The organism is Acinetobacter sp. 24-47-47 (genome assembly GCF_057737035.1).
The window spans coordinates 1,620,056-1,637,871 of record NZ_CM173216.1 but is presented as its reverse complement, the minus strand read 5'-3'; the positions used below and the strand labels follow the sequence as shown (position 1 = coordinate 1,637,871).

General features: G+C 39.6%; 15 protein-coding genes. 6 read left to right on the top strand and 9 right to left on the bottom strand.

Annotation, left to right across the window (positions count from 1 at the left end; all coding sequences use genetic code 11):
* Positions 1–5: 5 nt before the first annotated feature.
* From AC1M9E_RS07680 to AC1M9E_RS07650, 7 genes are all read right to left on the bottom strand, one after another.
* On the bottom strand, positions 6–641 hold the full coding sequence (locus AC1M9E_RS07680; protein WP_092768415.1) for a CoA transferase subunit B: 636 nt from the start codon (positions 639–641) through the stop codon (positions 6–8).
* 3 nt (positions 642–644) lie between these two features.
* Positions 645–1,349, bottom strand: coding sequence for a CoA transferase subunit A (locus tag AC1M9E_RS07675; RefSeq protein ID WP_488224654.1), 705 nt, complete (start codon positions 1,347–1,349; stop codon positions 645–647).
* A 78-nt stretch (positions 1,350–1,427) separates the two neighbouring features.
* Entirely contained in the window at positions 1,428–2,360 is a 933-nt protein-coding gene (locus tag AC1M9E_RS07670) for a hydroxymethylglutaryl-CoA lyase (protein ID WP_092768465.1), read from the bottom strand.
* Complete coding sequence (locus AC1M9E_RS07665) at positions 2,360–4,354, bottom strand: acetyl/propionyl/methylcrotonyl-CoA carboxylase subunit alpha (RefSeq protein WP_488224653.1); 1,995 nt, start codon at positions 4,352–4,354, stop codon at positions 2,360–2,362. Before AC1M9E_RS07665 ends, AC1M9E_RS07670 begins: the two co-directional genes overlap by 1 nt.
* Before the next feature lie 13 nt (positions 4,355–4,367).
* Positions 4,368–5,168, bottom strand: a complete 801-nt coding sequence (locus tag AC1M9E_RS07660; protein ID WP_481592297.1) for an enoyl-CoA hydratase/isomerase family protein — start codon at positions 5,166–5,168, stop codon at positions 4,368–4,370.
* Positions 5,169–5,180: 12 nt separating this feature from the next.
* Positions 5,181–6,782 carry a carboxyl transferase domain-containing protein gene (locus AC1M9E_RS07655; RefSeq protein ID WP_481608196.1) on the bottom strand — a complete coding sequence of 534 codons (1,602 nt, stop codon included), beginning with the start codon at positions 6,780–6,782 and terminating at the stop codon, positions 5,181–5,183.
* 26 nt (positions 6,783–6,808) lie between these two features.
* Positions 6,809–7,981 carry an isovaleryl-CoA dehydrogenase gene (locus tag AC1M9E_RS07650; RefSeq protein WP_481592299.1) on the bottom strand — a complete coding sequence of 391 codons (1,173 nt, stop codon included), beginning with the start codon at positions 7,979–7,981 and terminating at the stop codon, positions 6,809–6,811.
* Between the two features lie 145 nt (positions 7,982–8,126).
* Between AC1M9E_RS07650 and AC1M9E_RS07645 the strand changes: the two genes are divergently transcribed.
* The 5 genes from AC1M9E_RS07645 to AC1M9E_RS07625 all read left to right on the top strand — a co-directional run bounded on the left by AC1M9E_RS07645 (position 8,127) and on the right by AC1M9E_RS07625 (position 13,942).
* A complete protein-coding gene (locus tag AC1M9E_RS07645; protein ID WP_092768402.1) occupies positions 8,127–8,753 on the top strand; it encodes a TetR/AcrR family transcriptional regulator in 627 nt (208 codons plus the stop codon).
* Between the two features lie 102 nt (positions 8,754–8,855).
* A complete protein-coding gene (locus AC1M9E_RS07640; RefSeq protein ID WP_481592300.1) occupies positions 8,856–10,547 on the top strand; it encodes an AMP-binding protein in 1,692 nt (563 codons plus the stop codon).
* A gap of 100 nt (positions 10,548–10,647) precedes the next feature.
* Positions 10,648–11,322, top strand: coding sequence for a class I SAM-dependent methyltransferase (locus AC1M9E_RS07635; protein ID WP_481592301.1), 675 nt, complete (start codon positions 10,648–10,650; stop codon positions 11,320–11,322).
* Positions 11,323–11,444: 122 nt separating this feature from the next.
* Positions 11,445–12,443 (top strand): cysteine synthase A, encoded by a 999-nt coding sequence (gene cysK / locus AC1M9E_RS07630; RefSeq protein ID WP_481608197.1) that lies wholly within the window; start codon positions 11,445–11,447, stop codon positions 12,441–12,443.
* A gap of 182 nt (positions 12,444–12,625) precedes the next feature.
* Positions 12,626–13,942: a flavin monoamine oxidase family protein gene (locus tag AC1M9E_RS07625; RefSeq protein ID WP_488224652.1), complete on the top strand. Its 1,317-nt coding sequence runs from the start codon at positions 12,626–12,628 to the stop codon at positions 13,940–13,942.
* Between the two features lie 60 nt (positions 13,943–14,002).
* Here the strand turns inward: AC1M9E_RS07625 and AC1M9E_RS07620 are convergent, their stop codons facing one another.
* Complete coding sequence (locus AC1M9E_RS07620; RefSeq protein WP_488224651.1) at positions 14,003–15,625, bottom strand: long-chain-fatty-acid--CoA ligase; 1,623 nt, start codon at positions 15,623–15,625, stop codon at positions 14,003–14,005.
* Positions 15,626–15,738: 113 nt separating this feature from the next.
* A complete protein-coding gene (locus AC1M9E_RS07615) occupies positions 15,739–17,094 on the bottom strand; it encodes a flavin-containing monooxygenase (protein ID WP_488224650.1) in 1,356 nt (451 codons plus the stop codon).
* Between the two features lie 104 nt (positions 17,095–17,198).
* Here AC1M9E_RS07615 and AC1M9E_RS07610 point away from each other — a divergent pair, with 104 nt between their 5' ends.
* Positions 17,199–17,816 carry a TetR/AcrR family transcriptional regulator gene (locus tag AC1M9E_RS07610; RefSeq protein ID WP_035270045.1) on the top strand — a complete coding sequence of 206 codons (618 nt, stop codon included), beginning with the start codon at positions 17,199–17,201 and terminating at the stop codon, positions 17,814–17,816.

The following is a 17,816-nucleotide window of genomic DNA, read 5'->3' as shown; positions in this document are numbered from 1 at the left end:
CGATCTTATTGCGATTGAATTAGGGGAACTCCAGTCACTTTCTGTATCTCATCAAAGTTGACGTCATGAGCCAGTTCTATCAGTTTTACCCCTTGAGGCGTGATATCCAAAACCCCTAGATCTGTAATCACGCGATGAACGACTGCTTTACCTGTAAGGGGCAGTGAACATTGCGGAACAATTTTTGGGGTGCCATCTTTGGCACAATGTTCCATTAGCACGACGACTTTTTGTACGCCAGCCACCAAATCCATTGCTCCACCCATACCTTTGACTTTTTTCCCTGGAATCATCCAATTCGCAAGATCACCTTGCTCAGAGACTTCCATAGCGCCAAGTATAGCTATATTCACGTGCCCACCACGGATCATGGCAAATGAATCAGCACTGGAAAAAAATGCAGCGCCTGCTCGCGCCGTAACAGTTTGCTTACCCGCATTAATCAGGTCAGCATCTACGGTTTCTTTTGTTGGAAATTCGCCAATTCCCAGCAAACCATTTTCAGATTGGAGCCAAACATTGATATTTTCAGGAATATAGTTCGCAACCAATGTAGGCAATCCAATCCCTAAATTGACATAAAATCCATCTTCGAGTTCCAAGGCAGCTCGTTGTGCCATTTCATTACGCGTCCATGCCATAACTTATGCCTCCGCCTTTAAGGTCATTTGTTCGATTCTTTTTTCTGGTGTAGTGTTAAGAACGATACGATTTACATAAATGCCGGGCAAATGTATCGAATCGGGATCGAGCTCACCGATCTCTACAATTTCCTCAACTTCAGCGACTGTGATTTTCCCAGCCATCGCACAAACGGGATTAAAATTTTGAGCTGTTTTCCTAAAGATTAGGTTACCTGCCTTATCTGCTTTATACGCTTTGACCAAAGCGACATCTGCAGTTAAAGAGGGTTCTAAAATATATTCTTTACCATTGAACTCACGTACTTCTTTACCTTCTGCAATCAACGTACCTACGCCTGTTTGGGTAAAAAATGCAGGAATCCCAGCTCCACCAGCACGGAGTTTTTCAGCCAAAGTGCCTTGAGGGGTTAGCTCGACTTCAAGTTCACCATTTAAGTATTGTCGCTCAAATTCTTTATTTTCTCCGACATAGGACGAGATCATTTTTTTAATTTGTTTTGTTTCAAGTAGTAATCCCAAACCAAAATCATCTACACCTGCATTGTTTGAAATACAAGTCAGCTCTTTAGCTCCTGTTTGTTTCAGGGCAGCAATCAAAGCCTCAGGAATACCACATAAGCCAAAACCACCAACAGCTAAGGTTTGACCATCTTGAATGATATCGTTCAGTGCACTTTCAGCACTTTCATACACTTTGTTCGTCATTGAACACCTCATTGTATTTTTATTTTGTTCATCCTGAATCAGCTTCCGATCTTCATCATTTCATAATGCTGATACGTACTAAGCACATTTTTTTTGCCAATACGCATTGGCATAGTTAGATGGATTGTTTCGTTGCAAAACTTGACTAATGTTACGACTCGCAAGCATCAGGGCATCTAGGTCAATGCCAGTTTCATAGCCCATATTGGACAAGAGATAAAATAGGTCTTCAGTGGATACATTACCCGAAGCACCTTTGGCATAAGGACAACCGCCAAGTCCTGCAATCGATGAGTCAAATATGCGGATGCCTTGTGTCAGTGATTGATAGATATTGGCAATTGCCATGCCGTAGGTATTGTGAAAATGACCAGCTAAAAGTTGTGGTTCAATTCGTTCCAAACATGCATTCCAAACTTTGGAAACACGATCAGGTGTAGCTGTGCCGATGGTTTCACCCAAGGATACTTCGTAGCAACCTAGATCAATTAACTTTGCACTGACTTCAGCAACCTTAGATGGATCAATTGGACCTTCATAGGGGCAGTCGACGATACATGAAACGTATCCGCGTACTTTAATATCATGTTGTTGAGCAAACTGTAATACATCAGCAAACTTCTCAAAACTTTCCTCAATTGAACAATTTATATTCTTTTGAGTGAAGCTTTCAGAAGCAGCGGTGAAAACCGCAACTTCTTTACAGCCTACAGCTAAAGCTGACTCGAATCCCTTAAGGTTTGGTGTCAGTAAGCTGAACTGGATATCTTCATCATGTGGTAGGCTAGCATAGAGTTGATCACTTTCTGCCATTTGAGGTACCCACTTTGCAGATACACAAGAACCGACTTCGATATTCTTCAAACCAGTTTTCATCAAATCAAGAATAAGATTGCGTCTGTCTTCGAATGTTAAGGGTGTTTTTTCATTCTGAAGACCGTCACGAGGTCCAACTTCAACGATTTTCACAAAATTATCGTGATTTGGTGTGGTTTGATTGGTTGTTTTCATCATGCCGCATTCTCCTCAGCAGCTTGAAACTCAACCAGCTCATCACCAGCTTTCACTTGATCACCTTGTTGGAAATAAGCTGCGACTACGACACCATCAAATGGTGCACGTATAGCGTATTCCATTTTCATTGCTTCTAACGTTAATAACACTTCATCTTTTTTTACACGTTGATTTGCTGAAACAAATACTTGTGTCACTGCACCCGGCATTGGTGCTTTTAGATTTGAGTCAGATGAAGATTGATCATTTGTATTAAAATTAGGTTTGATGAGTTCAAATTTAAAAGTCTGCCCATTTTTAAATAGGGTGACCGCATCATTGGTTTTTTTAAAACTGATTTTCTCTTGACCGAAAGAGGTATAGATCGCCATGAGATTTTCATTGAGCAACTGACCTGAGATAGCGTAGCTTTCGCCATCAAGCTGTGCTTCGAACCCTTGTGAAGTTGAGATAAATTCAACTTGATACTTTTGTCCGAGATGTTCAAGTTTTATCGGTGTACGCGCATCAACATTACTTCTCCAAAGGGGTTTTGCTTTCCAAACTGGATGGCTTGTATGCTTGGATTCATTTAACTGAGAATGCAGTTCAATAAATGCTGCTGTGACAATTGTTTCAGACGAAGAAGGAGTAGTGGTTTTAAATAGGAACTCATCTTCACGCTGAATTAAATTAGTATCTAGATTGGCATTTTTGAAAGAGTCACATGCCACTAAGCGATCTAAAAATGCAATATTGTTGCCTAAGCCTTCGACATGAAAGTGGCTCAAAGCATGATGCATTTGGACGAGTGCTGCTTCACGATTTTCTCCCCATACGATGAGTTTAGCAATCATTGGATCATAGAACGTTGTGATCTCATCACCTTGCACAATGCCACTATCAACACGGACACATTCATTTTGAGTCGGATAATGAAGATAATTAATTTTTCCAATTGCTGGGAGAAATCCTTTCTCTGGCTCTTCTGCATAAACACGAGCTTCAAGTGCATGGCCATGAATTTTTAATTCAGACTGTTGTTTTGGCAAACGTTCACCATAAGCAACACGTAATTGCCATTCAACCAAATCTTGTCCTGTGATCATTTCCGTCACAGGGTGTTCAACTTGAAGGCGAGTGTTCATTTCCATGAAGTAAGCTGTACCATCTTGCTCAACAATGAACTCAACCGTTCCAGCACCGACATAGTCTACTGCTCGGGCAGCATTAATCGCAGCTTCACGCATCGCTTCGAGTTTAACTTCGGCCATTTTAGGGGCTGGGGCTTCCTCTAGGACTTTTTGGTGACGGCGCTGCACAGAGCAATCACGTTCAAAGAGGTGAACATAATTGCCATGTTTGTCACCAAAAACTTGCACTTCAATATGACGAGGATTGACAACATAACGTTCAATTAGAACGTCATCATTGCCAAAGCTTGATTTCGCTTCACTTTTGCATGAGTTCAGTGCAGGAAGAAAGTCTTCAGCACGCTCAACTAAGCGCATGCCTTTACCACCACCACCTGCACTGGCTTTAATCAGTACAGGATAGCCAATCTGATCAGCTTGTTGTTTTAAGAAATCTGCATCTTGATTGCTGCCATGATACCCAGGTGTGAGTGGTACACCTGCTTTTTCCATCAATGCTTTAGACGTTGCTTTTAAACCCATGGCTAAGATGGCAGCCACTGGAGGCCCTATAAAAGTAATATTGTTTTTTTCACAGGCTTCCGCAAATTGATCATTTTCAGATAGGAAACCATAACCTGGATGGATGGCTTCAGCCCCTGTTTTAAGTGCAGCTTGAATAATACGATCTGCTTGTAAATAACTTTGTGCAGCAGGGGATTCACCAATATAAATAGCTTCATCCGCTAATTTGACATGCTGCGCTTGAGTATCTGCATCTGAGTAAATTGCAACCGTTGCGATACCTAATTTTTGTGCACTACGAATCACACGACATGCAATTTCGCCACGGTTTGCAATGAGAATTTTTTTAAACATATAGAATCCCTTTTTATTGTTCTGCCGTTGCTTGAATCCATGCTGGGCTTTGTTTATTTAAAAAAGCAGTTAAGCCATTTTTGGCTTCATCACCTTGACGTACGTGCGCAATGTGTTGAGCGGTTTGAATCAGTAAATCTTCTGTGACTTCTTGATGATCAACTAAACGAATCAAAGACTTTGATGCAGCTTGAGCTTCAGGGCCACCAAGCAAAATTGCATCAATGATTTCCGATACGGTGGCATCCAACTGTTCTGGCTGACAAACTTCATGGACGAGACCAATATGCTTTGCTTGTTCTGCAGAAATACGTTCAGCCGTGAGAAAATATCGAGATGCTTGACGAGCACCGATGGCACGGATCACGTATGGACTAATCGTTGAAGGTGCTAAACCTAATCTCACTTCTGAAGTGGCAAACTTAGCATCAGTGGAAGCCACACAAATATCGCATGCTGAAGCAAGCCCCATGCCGCCGCCAAATGCAATACCATGGACACGTGCAATAGTCGGTTGTTTCAGCGTGGCTAAACTTTGTAACATTTTGGCAAGTTTCAAAGCATCCTCTTCATTTTCCACTTTTGATGCTTGACCTGCTTGTTTCATCCAATTGAGGTCCGCACCTGCAGAAAAGCTTTTACCACGACCTGCCAAAACGACAACACGAACGTCATCATTAGCATTTAAAGTTGTGAAACAGTGATTCAGTTCTTCTATCACTTGTGTATTGAATGCATTGTGTAATTCAGCACGATTAATCCAAACGGTCGCAACTTGGCGTTCAATTTCAAGCTGTAAAAATTCATAACTCATGTCATTTTCTCCTTACATGCGGAACACGCCGAACTGAGTTGGTTCAATTGGTGCATTCAATGCAGCAGCCAAACTCAGACCTAAGACATGACGTGATTCTGCTGGATCAATCACACCGTCATCCCACAACCGTGCAGATGCATAATAAGGGTGTCCTTGCTTTTCAAATTGATCACGATAAGGTTGTTTGAATTGATCTTCTTCTTCAGCTGACCAAGTTTCACCACGTTGCTCAATTTGATCACGCTTAATCGTGGAGAGAACACTAGCAGCTTGTTCACCGCCCATCACGGAAATACGTGAATTCGGCCAAGTCCATAAGAAGCGAGGAGAATATGCTCGACCGCACATTCCATAGTTGCCTGCACCAAAAGAACCACCGACCACCAAGGTGATTTTAGGAACATTTGCGGTAGCTACTGCCATGACCAATTTGGCTCCATTTTTGGCAATACCTTCATTTTCATATTGGCGACCGACCATGAAACCGGTGATATTTTGGATAAAGAGCAGTGGAATATTGCGTTGCGTACACAGTTCAATGAAATGCGCACCTTTCTGAGCAGACTCTGAAAATAAAATTCCGTTATTGGCAATGATTCCGACCTTCATGCCGTAGATAGATGCAAAACCTGTAATTAAGGTTGTACCAAAACGAGCCTTAAATTCATCAAGTCTTGAACCATCCACGATACGTGCAATCACTTCACGGATGTCAAAGGGTTTGCGTGAGTCACTCGGAATGACACCATAGAGTTCTTCAGCACCATAAAGTGGTTCTTCAATTTCGGTCTTTAATGCTTTCGGTTCGATATTTAGGTTTTGAACAATATTGCGTGCAATTTGAATCGCATGTTCATCACTTTCTGCAAGATGATCTGCGACACCAGATAAACGGGTATGAACATCGCCACCACCAAGGTCTTCAGCAGTCACCACTTCACCTGTTGCAGCTTTTACCAAAGGTGGACCACCGAGGAAAATCGTGCCTTGATTGCGGACAATAATTGTTTCATCGGACATGGCAGGGACATATGCGCCACCCGCAGTACAACTCCCCATAACCACGGCTATTTGTGCAATACCTTTACTCGACATGCGTGCTTGGTTGTAAAAAATTCGTCCAAAATGATCGCGATCAGGGAATACTTCATCCTGCATTGGCAGAAATGCACCGCCTGAGTCGACCATATAAATACAAGGAAGATGATTTTGTTCAGCAATTTCTTGCGCACGTAAATGTTTTTTTACAGTTAAAGGATAATATGTCCCCCCTTTAACCGTTGCATCATTGGCAACGATCATGCAAGTCACACCATGCACTTGACCAATACCTGCAACCACACCTGCAGCTGGAACATCGTCAGCATAAACTTGATAAGCAGCGAGTTGACCAATTTCAAGAAAGGCAGTTCCTGCATCAATGAGTTGATCGATCCGCTCACGCGGTAATAATTTGCCACGTGCTAAATGTTTCTGACGTGCTTTTTCTCCACCGCCTAAGGCAATGGTGTGAGCTTGTTTTTTTAAGTCTGCGACCAATTCAAGCATCGCAGCTTGATTGATTTTAAACTCTTCACTACGTGGATTGATTTTGCTTTTAATTTCGTTCATCAATGACTTCCTTGTATTAACTTGAATTATTTGGTTTCGTTAAATAACTCACGACCAATTAACATGCGTCGAATTTCAGAAGTTCCTGCACCGATTTCATAAAGTTTGGCATCACGCCATAATCGACCTGTGTTGTAATCATTGATATAACCATTGCCCCCAAGGGTTTGAATTGCTTCACCAGCCATCCAGGTTGCTTTTTCAGCTGAGTAGAGAATGGCACTTGCTGCATCTTTACGTAAACCACGATCATGATCAGCTTTATCACATGCTGCACCCACGGCATAAACCAAAGCCTTGCTCGCCAACCATGTAGAATACATATCCGCAATTTTGCCTTGCATGAGTTGGAATTCACCTAAACATTGACCGAATTGCTTACGTTCATGAATGTATGGGATGACCACATCTAAACATGCATCCATAATGCCTAGTGGTCCACCACTGAGAACTGCACGCTCGTAATCTAATCCACTCATGAGCACTTTTGTACCGTTACCCACACCACCCATGACGTTTTCTTTAGGCACTTTGACATTGTCAAAGAACAGGGGATAAGTATTTGAACCACGCATTCCGAGTTTGTCTAAGTGACTCCCATGACTAAAGCCTTCCATGCCTTTTTCAATAATGAAAGCAGTCATGCCTTTGGCACCAGCATTGATGTCAGTTTTGGCGTAAACCACCAGCACGTCAGCATCTCCACCATTGGTAATCCACATTTTTGAGCCATTAAGTACAAAGTGATCACCATGCTCTTCAGCACGTAATTTCATACTAACGACATCTGAACCCGCATTTGGTTCAGACATTGCCAAAGCACCGACATATTCGCCAGAAATTAATTTAGGAAGATATTTTTGTTTTTGTTCTTCGCTACCATTACGGTTAATTTGATTCACACAAAGATTTGAATGTGCCCCGTATGAAAGTCCAATGGAAGCAGATGCTCGTGAAATTTCCTGCATGACAATGATATGAGCCAAATAACCCAGATTGACACCACCGTATTCTTCACTCACGGTAAGTCCAAGTAACCCCATATCACCAAATTTTTTCCATAAGTGAGCTGGAAATAAGTTGTCTTGATCAACTTGTTGAGCAATAGGTGCGATTTCCTTTGCACAGAATGCAGCTACAGAATCACGTAAAGCTATTAGTGTTTCGTCTAGTCCAAAGTCGATACTCTGTAAATTCATTTTCATTCATCCTAAAATTTAATTTTTATTTCCAGTGAAGCATTTTGTCCTTGCTTGAGAAATACAATACAGTTATTTTTTAAAAAAGTGAATATAGATTCAGAAAATGATTTATAATTCATTTTAGTTGATTGGGTGAACAATTATGAGTTATAAAAGATCCACTTTGATGCAAGAGCGTATGGAGCAAAATCGTCAATCGATACTGCAATCCGCGCGCGAACTTATTGCGGGTGGTGGTTTTAAAGATGCACAAGTGCAAGCGATTGCAGATAAATCTGGTGTCTCGAGTGGTTTGGTCTATCGCTATTTTGAGAACAAAAATCAGATTTTGATTGAAGTGCTTTCACAGGCCATCAAAGGTGAGGTCGATATTCTGAATCAGATTGCAAAAAATGATTGGACTTCGACTGAGAAGTTGACAAAGGCCGTCACTGCTTTCGTAAAACGTGCTTTGAATAGCCCTCAACTTGCATATTCACTCATGTTTGAGCCCGTAGACCCAACGATTGAGCATGAACGTTTTAGAAGTAAGCAACTGATAAAACAATCCATTAAGGAGATTCTTGCCGAAGGAAAGGTCAATGGTGAGTTCGAATTTGAAGATTTAAATACAGCTGCATTATGCGTGGTTGGTGCGATGACATTCGTTGTGATTGAACCTTTAAATCCATCGCGTAATGTGATGTTTGATGACGGTTATAAAGGTTATTTCGTTAAGCAAATTGCAGACTTTTGTGTCAATGCAGTTAAGGCAAAGGAGGAAAATTAATTTAATTCACACAAAAGGATGTCATGTTTAAACGAGTAATCGCGTAATTAATAACGAAATATTGGATTGATATAAGAAAATAGAATCAAGGAGTATGATTCAATGACGCAATTACGACTCAGTTATGCCTATGGCACCAGTGAGCAACCCTTATTGGGTATGACCATAGGCCATAAATTTGATCAAGCATGCCTACAATATGCCGATCAGGATGCTGTGGTCAGTGTGCATCAAAATGTACGTTTGACCTATCAGCAGTTACAAGAGAAAGTAAATGCTTTTGCATGTAGTTTATTAAAAATCGGTTTAGAAAAGGGAGATCGTCTAGCGATTTGGTCCCCTAATTGTGTGGAATGGACGATCGCACAATTTGCAGCCTTCAAGGCTGGAATTATTTTGGTCAACTTAAATCCTGCGTATAAAAGCTACGAGCTAGAATACGTACTCAATCGAGTATCTTGCAAAGGATTGATCATTGCATCGACCTTTAAGACGACCAATTATCAAGAAATTTTGACGCAAATTGCACCAGAAATTTTACATACGACCAATGGCGTTTTAAATGCTGAAAAATTGCCGCATTTAAAGTATTTGATCAAAATAGATGATCAACAACATACTGGGTTTTATCGCTTTAGTGATTTATTGGCTGAACCGACTTCAGAGCAGTTAGATCAACTTAATGAGATAGCATCTGGTCTTCAATTCGATGAAACCATCAATATCCAGTTTACCTCCGGAACGACAGGTAGCCCCAAAGGGACCATGCTGACACACAATAATATTCTGAATAACGGGTATTTTGTGGGAGAGGCAATCAAACTGACTTCTAAAGATCGAGTTTGTATTTCTGTACCGTTATTTCATTGCTTTGGTATGGTGATGGGTAATCTTGCCTGTATTACACATGGATCAACCATGATCTATCCATCAGCTGTATTTAATCCTCTTGATAGTCTTAAAGCGATTGAACAAGAGAAATGTACCGCAGCTTATGGTGTGCCTACCATGTTTATTGCCATGCTTGATCATGAGCAATTTGACGAATTTGATTTGACCACATTACGTACAGGCATCATGGCTGGCAGTCCATGTCCAAAAGAAATCATGAAGCGCGTCATTGAGCGTATGCATATGCGAGATATCACGATTTGTTATGGCATGACTGAAACAGCGCCAGTAAGCGCACAAAGTTCGATCACAGATTCGCTAGAACAACGAGTGAGCACTGTTGGTCGAGTTCATCCACATATCGAAATTAAAATAGTCGATGAACACGGTAAAGTAGTGCCTCGTGGCAAACTCGGAGAGTTGTGTGTACGAGGATACTCAGTCATGCTGGGCTATTGGGATGAAGAAGAAAAAACCCGAGAAGTCGTAGATGTCGCAAAATGGATGCATACCGGTGATATCGCTGAAATGGATGATGAAGGCTTTATCAAAATCAAAGGTCGCATTAAAGATGTTGTGATTCGGGGAGGTGAGAATTTATTCCCTAAAGAGATTGAAGACTTCTTATATAAACATCCGGCTGTTAGCGATGTTCAAGTCATTGGGCTTCCTGACCCGAAATATGGCGAAGAGTTATGTGCTTGTATTATTTTGCATGAAGGACATGAATGTTCTGAACAAGTGATCAAAGATTACTGCAAAGCCAATATCTCACATAATAAAGTGCCACGATATGTACATTTTCTTAAAGAGTTCCCAATGACTGCTTCTGGTAAGGCTCAGAAGTTTAAACTCCAAGAATATATGCGTGAGCAGCTCAATATTTTTGATGAGAGTGCTTAATCGTCATTGAGTAATATTTTAACTTCAAGCTAGAAAAACAACAAAGCCGAACTTAGTTCACTAAGTTCGGCTTAATTTTAAAAAATAGTAGAAGAGCGATATGGCAAAGAATTTTGATCACCCAAAAATCGTAGAAAACTATGATGAACATATCAGGCAGCTCATACCAGGATATGAACTGATGCATCTACATATATTAGCGCTGCTTGAAACTCATCTCAAAGAAGAGGCTAAAATTGCCATTGTCGGGTGCGGAACTGGATTTGAACTGAATTATTTATTAGATCATTTTCCAAAGGCGGAGTTTGTTGTGTTTGATCCATCGGCAGCGATGCTTGAAAAAACAAAACAGATCGTTCAGTTTAAGCAGCAAATGCACCGAGTCATAATTCTGCAAGGTGACACGACGGTGCTCCAGAAATATTCTGAAAATTTTGATGCAGTATTGAGTATTTTGGTTTTTCATTTTGTTTCACATGCATACAAAAAGAGTTTTTTAGGTGATATTTACCATGCTTTGAAACAAGATGGTGTGGTTCTGAGTTTCGATCTGATGCAATTCGAAGAACCAAATGATCAGTTAGTATTAAAAAATTTGGTGACAAAAATAGGATTAAGTGAAAAACAAAGTCAGGTCATGTTGGAAAGAATACATGATGACTTTAATTTAATGACGGTGAAAGAGATTAAGAATCTATACCTTCAGGCTGGTTATCAAAATTTAAGAACTTTTTGTCAAATGTCTAATTTTTATGGATTAAAAGCAGTAAAGTGATAATTTCATATTTAGAATAACCTATTCATTTTATCTTATATGAAAATCCTACAAATGGTTATATATCTAAAATGAAAAAGGATTATGATAAAAGTATTGTTTTATGAATATAAGGATTGTTCATGACCACAGAGACTCAATTTCCACAAACTTCTAATCGTGGAATCGCGGTATACAGTAATAACGCTGAAGCGATTGGTAATACACCGCTTATTCGCATTAATCGTGTGATACAGGGTGGGGCTACAGTTCTTGCTAAAGTGGAAGCACGTAACCCAGCATTTTCAGTAAAATGCCGTGTTGGTGCAGCTTTGATTGCAGATGCAGAACAACGTGGTGTGCTTAAAGCAGGAATGCATATTGTTGAACCGACGAGTGGTAATACCGGAATTGCGCTAGCTTTTGTTGCTGCTGCTAAAGGTTATGATATCACACTGACCATGCCTGCAAGTATGAGTATCGAGCGCCGTAAAGTACTCAAAGCATTGGGTGCTCATTTAGTATTAACCGATCCTGCTAAAGGGATGAATGGTGCTGTTCAAGAAGCAGAACGTTTAGTTGCTGAGAACCCAGAGCTTTATTATTTACCTCAGCAATTTGAAAACCCAGCAAATCCTGCCATTCATGAAACTACAACTGGACCTGAAATTTTTGAAGCAACGGGTGGTAAGGTTGATATTTTAGTGGCTGGTGTAGGTACGGGAGGTACGATCTCTGGTATTTCGCGTTATTTTGAGAAAGTTAAAAATAAAGCCCTTTACTCAGTTGCAGTTGAACCAGCAGACTCACCAATTATTGGACAAGCGAAGCGTGGCGAAACACTGACTCCTGGACCACATAAAATCCAAGGCATTGGTGCAAACTTTATTCCTAAGAACCTAGATTTAGATTTGGTGGATGAAGTTATCGCGATTGAAAATCAAACTGCAATTGATTTTGCTCGTCAATCTGCAATCAAAGAAGGGATTTTTGTGGGGATTTCAAGTGGTGCAGCATTAGCGGCCGCTCATGAACTTGCTCAACGTCCTGAAAATGCCGGTAAAACCATAGTGGTGATTTTACCTGATGCTGGAGAGCGCTATTTATCTTCAGTTTTATTTGAAGATATCTCAGCAGATTAACGAGAAAATCAAAGCATTCTAAAAAAACGGTCTTCATGGCCGTTTTTTTGTGATTTATTTGATTAAAACAATTTTTAACTCTTCTTAAGTTACCAATCATTTTAAATTTATTACATCACACGACTATTTTCACAGTTTTGAACGCGATATCTTTAAGCGAATTTTTTCTAATAAAAAAATGAATGAACGACTTTAATCATCCTATTTATATTATCGGCGCTGGTGTTGCAGGATTAAGTTGTGCTCAGCATTTAAAATCAGCAGGATTTAATGTTGTTGTTTTAGAAGCACGTGATCGTATAGGTGGGAGAATACATACACAAAACATTGATGGTCATTGTTTTGACCTTGGTGCATCATGGATACATGGTATTGATAATAATCCGATATGGAAAATTGCAGAGTCCAATCGGATAAGTACTCAAGTTTTTAATTATGATCAAGTGGATTATTTTCATGCCAATGGTCAGCCATTTACCGAACAAGAGAGCTTAGAATTTGAAAAATGCCTTCGTGATGTTCAGAAGGTTTTTCAAAATAAATCAAAAGAGCAGGATATCTCCGCTTTTGAGCAACTTGAGAATGTTTTAGGAAAGATACGTTTTCAACTTCATTATTTTGATCGAGACGTCATCACACAAAAAATTAAGCAGTATTACTCAAGGCTTGCCAATGATCCTTTTGCGACTGATTTAGAGCAATTAGCCCATAATTTTATGGATTTTGAAGGCTACTTCTCAGGCGATGAGGTGATATTTCCAAAAGGTTATGAACAGATTGTTAAAGTTCTGGCTACTGATTTAGAGATTCTTACGAATGCAGATATTGTTGAAATCGATCATGACTCTCATCAAGTGCAGATAAAAACAGCATGTGGACAGCTTTACATAGGTTCTCAAGTTGTGGTGACAGTTCCACTCGGTATTTTAAAGCAAGATAAAATTAAGTTTGAGCCGCCTTTGACTAGTGGATTAGTCCGATCGATTCAAAAGCTGGGTTTTGGATCTTTCAATAAAATATTTATACAATTTTCAAAAGCTCTAGAATTTAATGGGAATGCACTTAAACACAATACGGCATTTTTTTGGGATGAGCGTGAGCTGTATAGTATTTTAGATTTTAGTCGTTTATATAATAAACCGACTTATCTACTTCTCGTTGGAGGTACAAAGTCAGAATGGGTTGATCAAGCAACGGATCAACAGGTGCATGAATATATCAAGAAAATATTGAAGATTTGCATGCACTCCAATGAAATTCAGAACATCATAATTACCCGCTGGGGAAGTGATCCGTTTAGTTTAGGTTCATTTAGTTTTCCAAAAGTTGAACATACTAAAGATGATGTAGAGATCTTTAAAAAAGAGCATCCAGCGCAAGTATATTTTGCAGGTGAACATTGTCATACCGATTATGCAGGCACTGTGCATGGTGCATATCTGTCAGGTCGTGATACTGCTAATTTAATTATTCGTAATGGCTCAAATATAAAGCTGTAACTGATGTACAGTTACAGCTTTATTTAGTTAGTATGAGTGAGTTGAGAAATTAACCTGAACTCACATTAATACATGTCCATATTCTTCGCGAAGTTTTCTTTTTAGCATTTTTCCAGTGCCGCTAAGCGGTATGGCATCGACAAAAATCACTTTATCTGGAGTTTGCCATTTAGCAATTTTATCAGCATAGTAATCAATGAGTTGTTGTTCAGTGATTTGGCTATTAGGATGTTTAACGGCGATTAAGACAGGTCTTTCATCCCACTTTGGATGTTGTGCTGCGATGACCGCAGCCATCGCAATTTCTGGGTGACCCATTGCGATATTTTCAAGCTCTACAGAAGAGATCCATTCTCCACCAGATTTAATCAAGTCTTTGGCACGATCACTAATATGCAGATAGCCATCAGCATCTATAGACGCAATATCTCCAGTATCAAACCATCCATCACTGGTCAATGGTGAGTCGGACTGACCAAAGTATTTGTCAACAATCCAATGTCCTTTGATTTGTAAATTACCAATAGTCTCACCATCATGTGGAACAAGATCGGTTCCTCTTTCTTCAGACACTAAACGAATCCTGACTCCAAACGGCGGGCGACCTTGGGAAAGACGTAGATTTGCTTGTTGATCCTGAGAAAGTTGTTTATGTTTGGCTTTGAATTGATTGGCAGTGCCAAGTGGACTAGCTTCAGTCATCCCCCATGCATGAATGGTTTCACAATCATATACATCACGGAATGTCGCTAACATGCTTGGTGGGCAAGCCGAGCCACCAATGACATTACGTTTTAAAGAGGTCAGTGAACTGTTCATTGCTTTTGCAGCAATCAACAAGCTTTGCCAAATGGTAGGAACACCAAGTGCAACAGTCACTTCATATTGATCAATGAGTTTAACTAGACTCTCACCATCAAGACCCGGCCCTGGTAATATAATTGAAGCACCTACCATCGCTGCGGCATAAGGTGTTCCCCATGCATGAACGTGAAACATCGGAACTACAGGTAAAATAATATCTTTGGCTGATAGATTGAGTGAGTCAGGTAAGCTGGCCGCTAAACTGTGAAGAACAGTTGAGCGATGAGAATAGAGAGTACCTTTAGGATTGCCTGTTGTTCCAGAGGTATAACATAGTGAACTTGCAGTGGTTTCATCAAATTCAGGCCATGTATATTCTGCAGTTTGACCCGCAATTAAATCATCGTAGAACAAGACTTCGGGTAAGGCTTGACGAATCTTTTCATCAGGTGCATCTAAGCAGATGAAATGTTGCACCAGTGGAATATGTGCTTTTATTCCTGTAATCAAAGGTAGGAATGTTTTATCAAAAATAATCGCTTTATCTTGTGCATCATTAATAATGAAAATCAGTTGTTCTGGAAATAATCTTGGGTTAATGGTGTGACAGATTAAGCCACTACCAGAAATAGCATACCAAGCCTCTAAATGACGATGATTGTTCCAAGCTAATGTTGCAATACAATCGCCGTGAATGAGTTTAAGTTCATTTAATGCCTTTGCACCACGTTTAGCATTATCCGATACATCGCCCCAATTGGTTTCGTAAAGTGAGCCATCGGTGTTTTTTGAAACGATCAGGGTGTCTTTATGAAATTCAGCAGCATGTTCTAGTAAACTGCTGATTAATAAAGGTTGAAACATCATACGTCCGTGCATGCAAAGCTCCTGCTATTGATCATTTAAGTTTTTATTTTGAGTTGATTATATTTATGTAAGGTGAGTGCTCACGATTAACGTAACACTCACTGATGACCTAGAAATACACTAAATTATGCAGTCAGTAAAGAACCAACTAATTTACGGATTGAAACCAAAGGTTTACGCTCTGGAATGATGACACCAGCAGTTTTAAGGTCTGACACGAGTTCAGCGCGGAAGTCATTATAGTCAACCTCTGCTGCATGACGTTGACCGCCTTCAAAGTTGTAATGTGGATGATCTAACTCATGCTGAATCGCTTTTTTCATATCAGCAGGACGTTTATATTTTCCTAAGATTTCCTGACATGCCAAATTGGCTTGATGATCTGAAATTGGCCAAATACAACCTAGTGGCTGGAATAAACCAATGAAATAAAGATTGTCATGTTCTGCATGCATCATTTTACGGTAAAGCGGTAATTTTTCAGCATGTTGGAAATCTATAAAATCTTTATCGAAGAAAGGGAAGACGGTCCAGAAACCAGTACAACAACAAATAATATCAAACTCTTGTTGAGTACCATCGACGAATTCTACAATTTTACCATTGAGACGCTTGATCGCTGGTTTTGGTTTGATTTTACCGTGACGCACATAGTCAATGAAGTCAGAGTTCGCCGTTGGATGTTGTGTCAGCATCGGTTTGTCATTTACAGGCAAGCCAAAATCTGCGTAATTTCCACTGAATGCTTTTACCAATTTGGTCAGAATTTTTTGACGCATTTTGGGCGGAAGTTTTTCCATTGACTTGACGAGTATGTCTGCGGGATGTCCAAACATAAATTTTGGAACAAACCATTGTGGGCTGCGCATCGATATATACACATCTTTTGAGACACGTGCTGATTCTACGGCAACATCACAACCTGAATTACCTGCACCAATAACTAAAATTTTCTTTCCTCGCCAGTCGTCATTCACACCTTTAAAATCATGTGAATGCATCCACTTACCAGTAAATTCACCTTCATACTCAGGGTATTTCGGTTTCCAGTGATGACCATTTGCAACCATTAAATAGTCATATATATTCTGTTGTTCTTTACCTTGATCATCGGTGTAATCCACCACCCATTTTTTATTTTCATTTTTATGAATATGGTTAATAGTGTGATGAAATTTAATCTTGTCATATACACCAAAATGTTTGGCATAATTTTCAAAATACTGCTGCAAATGATCATGTCGTGGATAATCAGGGTAACTGTCTGGCATTGGATAATCTTCATATTCAGACATTGTACGCGAGCTAATAATGTGTGTATTCTCATAGACTGAAGAATGACCAGTTTTAGAATTAAACACCCAATTCCCACCGACTTTGTCATTCTTCTCGAAGATATCGTATGCAATACCATTTTGTTGACAATTTTTAGCAGCCGTAATTCCTGACGGACCTGCACCAATGATACAGACTGTGTTCATATTCATATCCTTGAATGATGTTCTTTTTATTCATAACCAACTATAGTTGGTTTTATGACTATAATCGATTTATTTTTAAACAGCAAGACAGGGGATTTGTTTAAATGCTTTTTGATGAAATTAAGCTTCCTGTACAAAAAAGAAGTAAAGCAAGGTTAGAACTTGTACTAGAAACAACAAAGAAAATATTAGAAGAACAAGGCATCAATCACTGTACTATTCCCGAAATTGCAGCACAGTCCGATCTTCCTAAGATTACGATTTATCAATACTTTCCAACAGTTAATCATTTGTTCAGCATATTGGTGAAACGTTATTTAGATGAACTGCAGGCCTATGTTTTGTTTAAAAATGAGTGCTATCAAACTTGGTCAACACGTGATATTTGTTTTGATCTAATTTCTAAGGTGGCTGAGTTCTACAATTCAAATCCTGCTGCAAGTATTTTGATTTTGGGTGGGCCAGTACATGTTGATGGTTTTAATTTACAGGAAATCGTCATTGAGAAGATTGCTCATGATTTACAAGCGGTATTTGAGCAGAAAGTACATCCGCTGAAATTGAATAGAAAAGAGGAAGCGGTGTATCTGGTTGAAATGGTTTTTGCATTAATGAAACACAGCTACTATCAGCATCAACAAGTCACTGATGACATTCTAAAAGAATGCCATTTCATCAGTGAATTTTACTTAAGCAGTAAGGGATATAACTACCAACTTTAA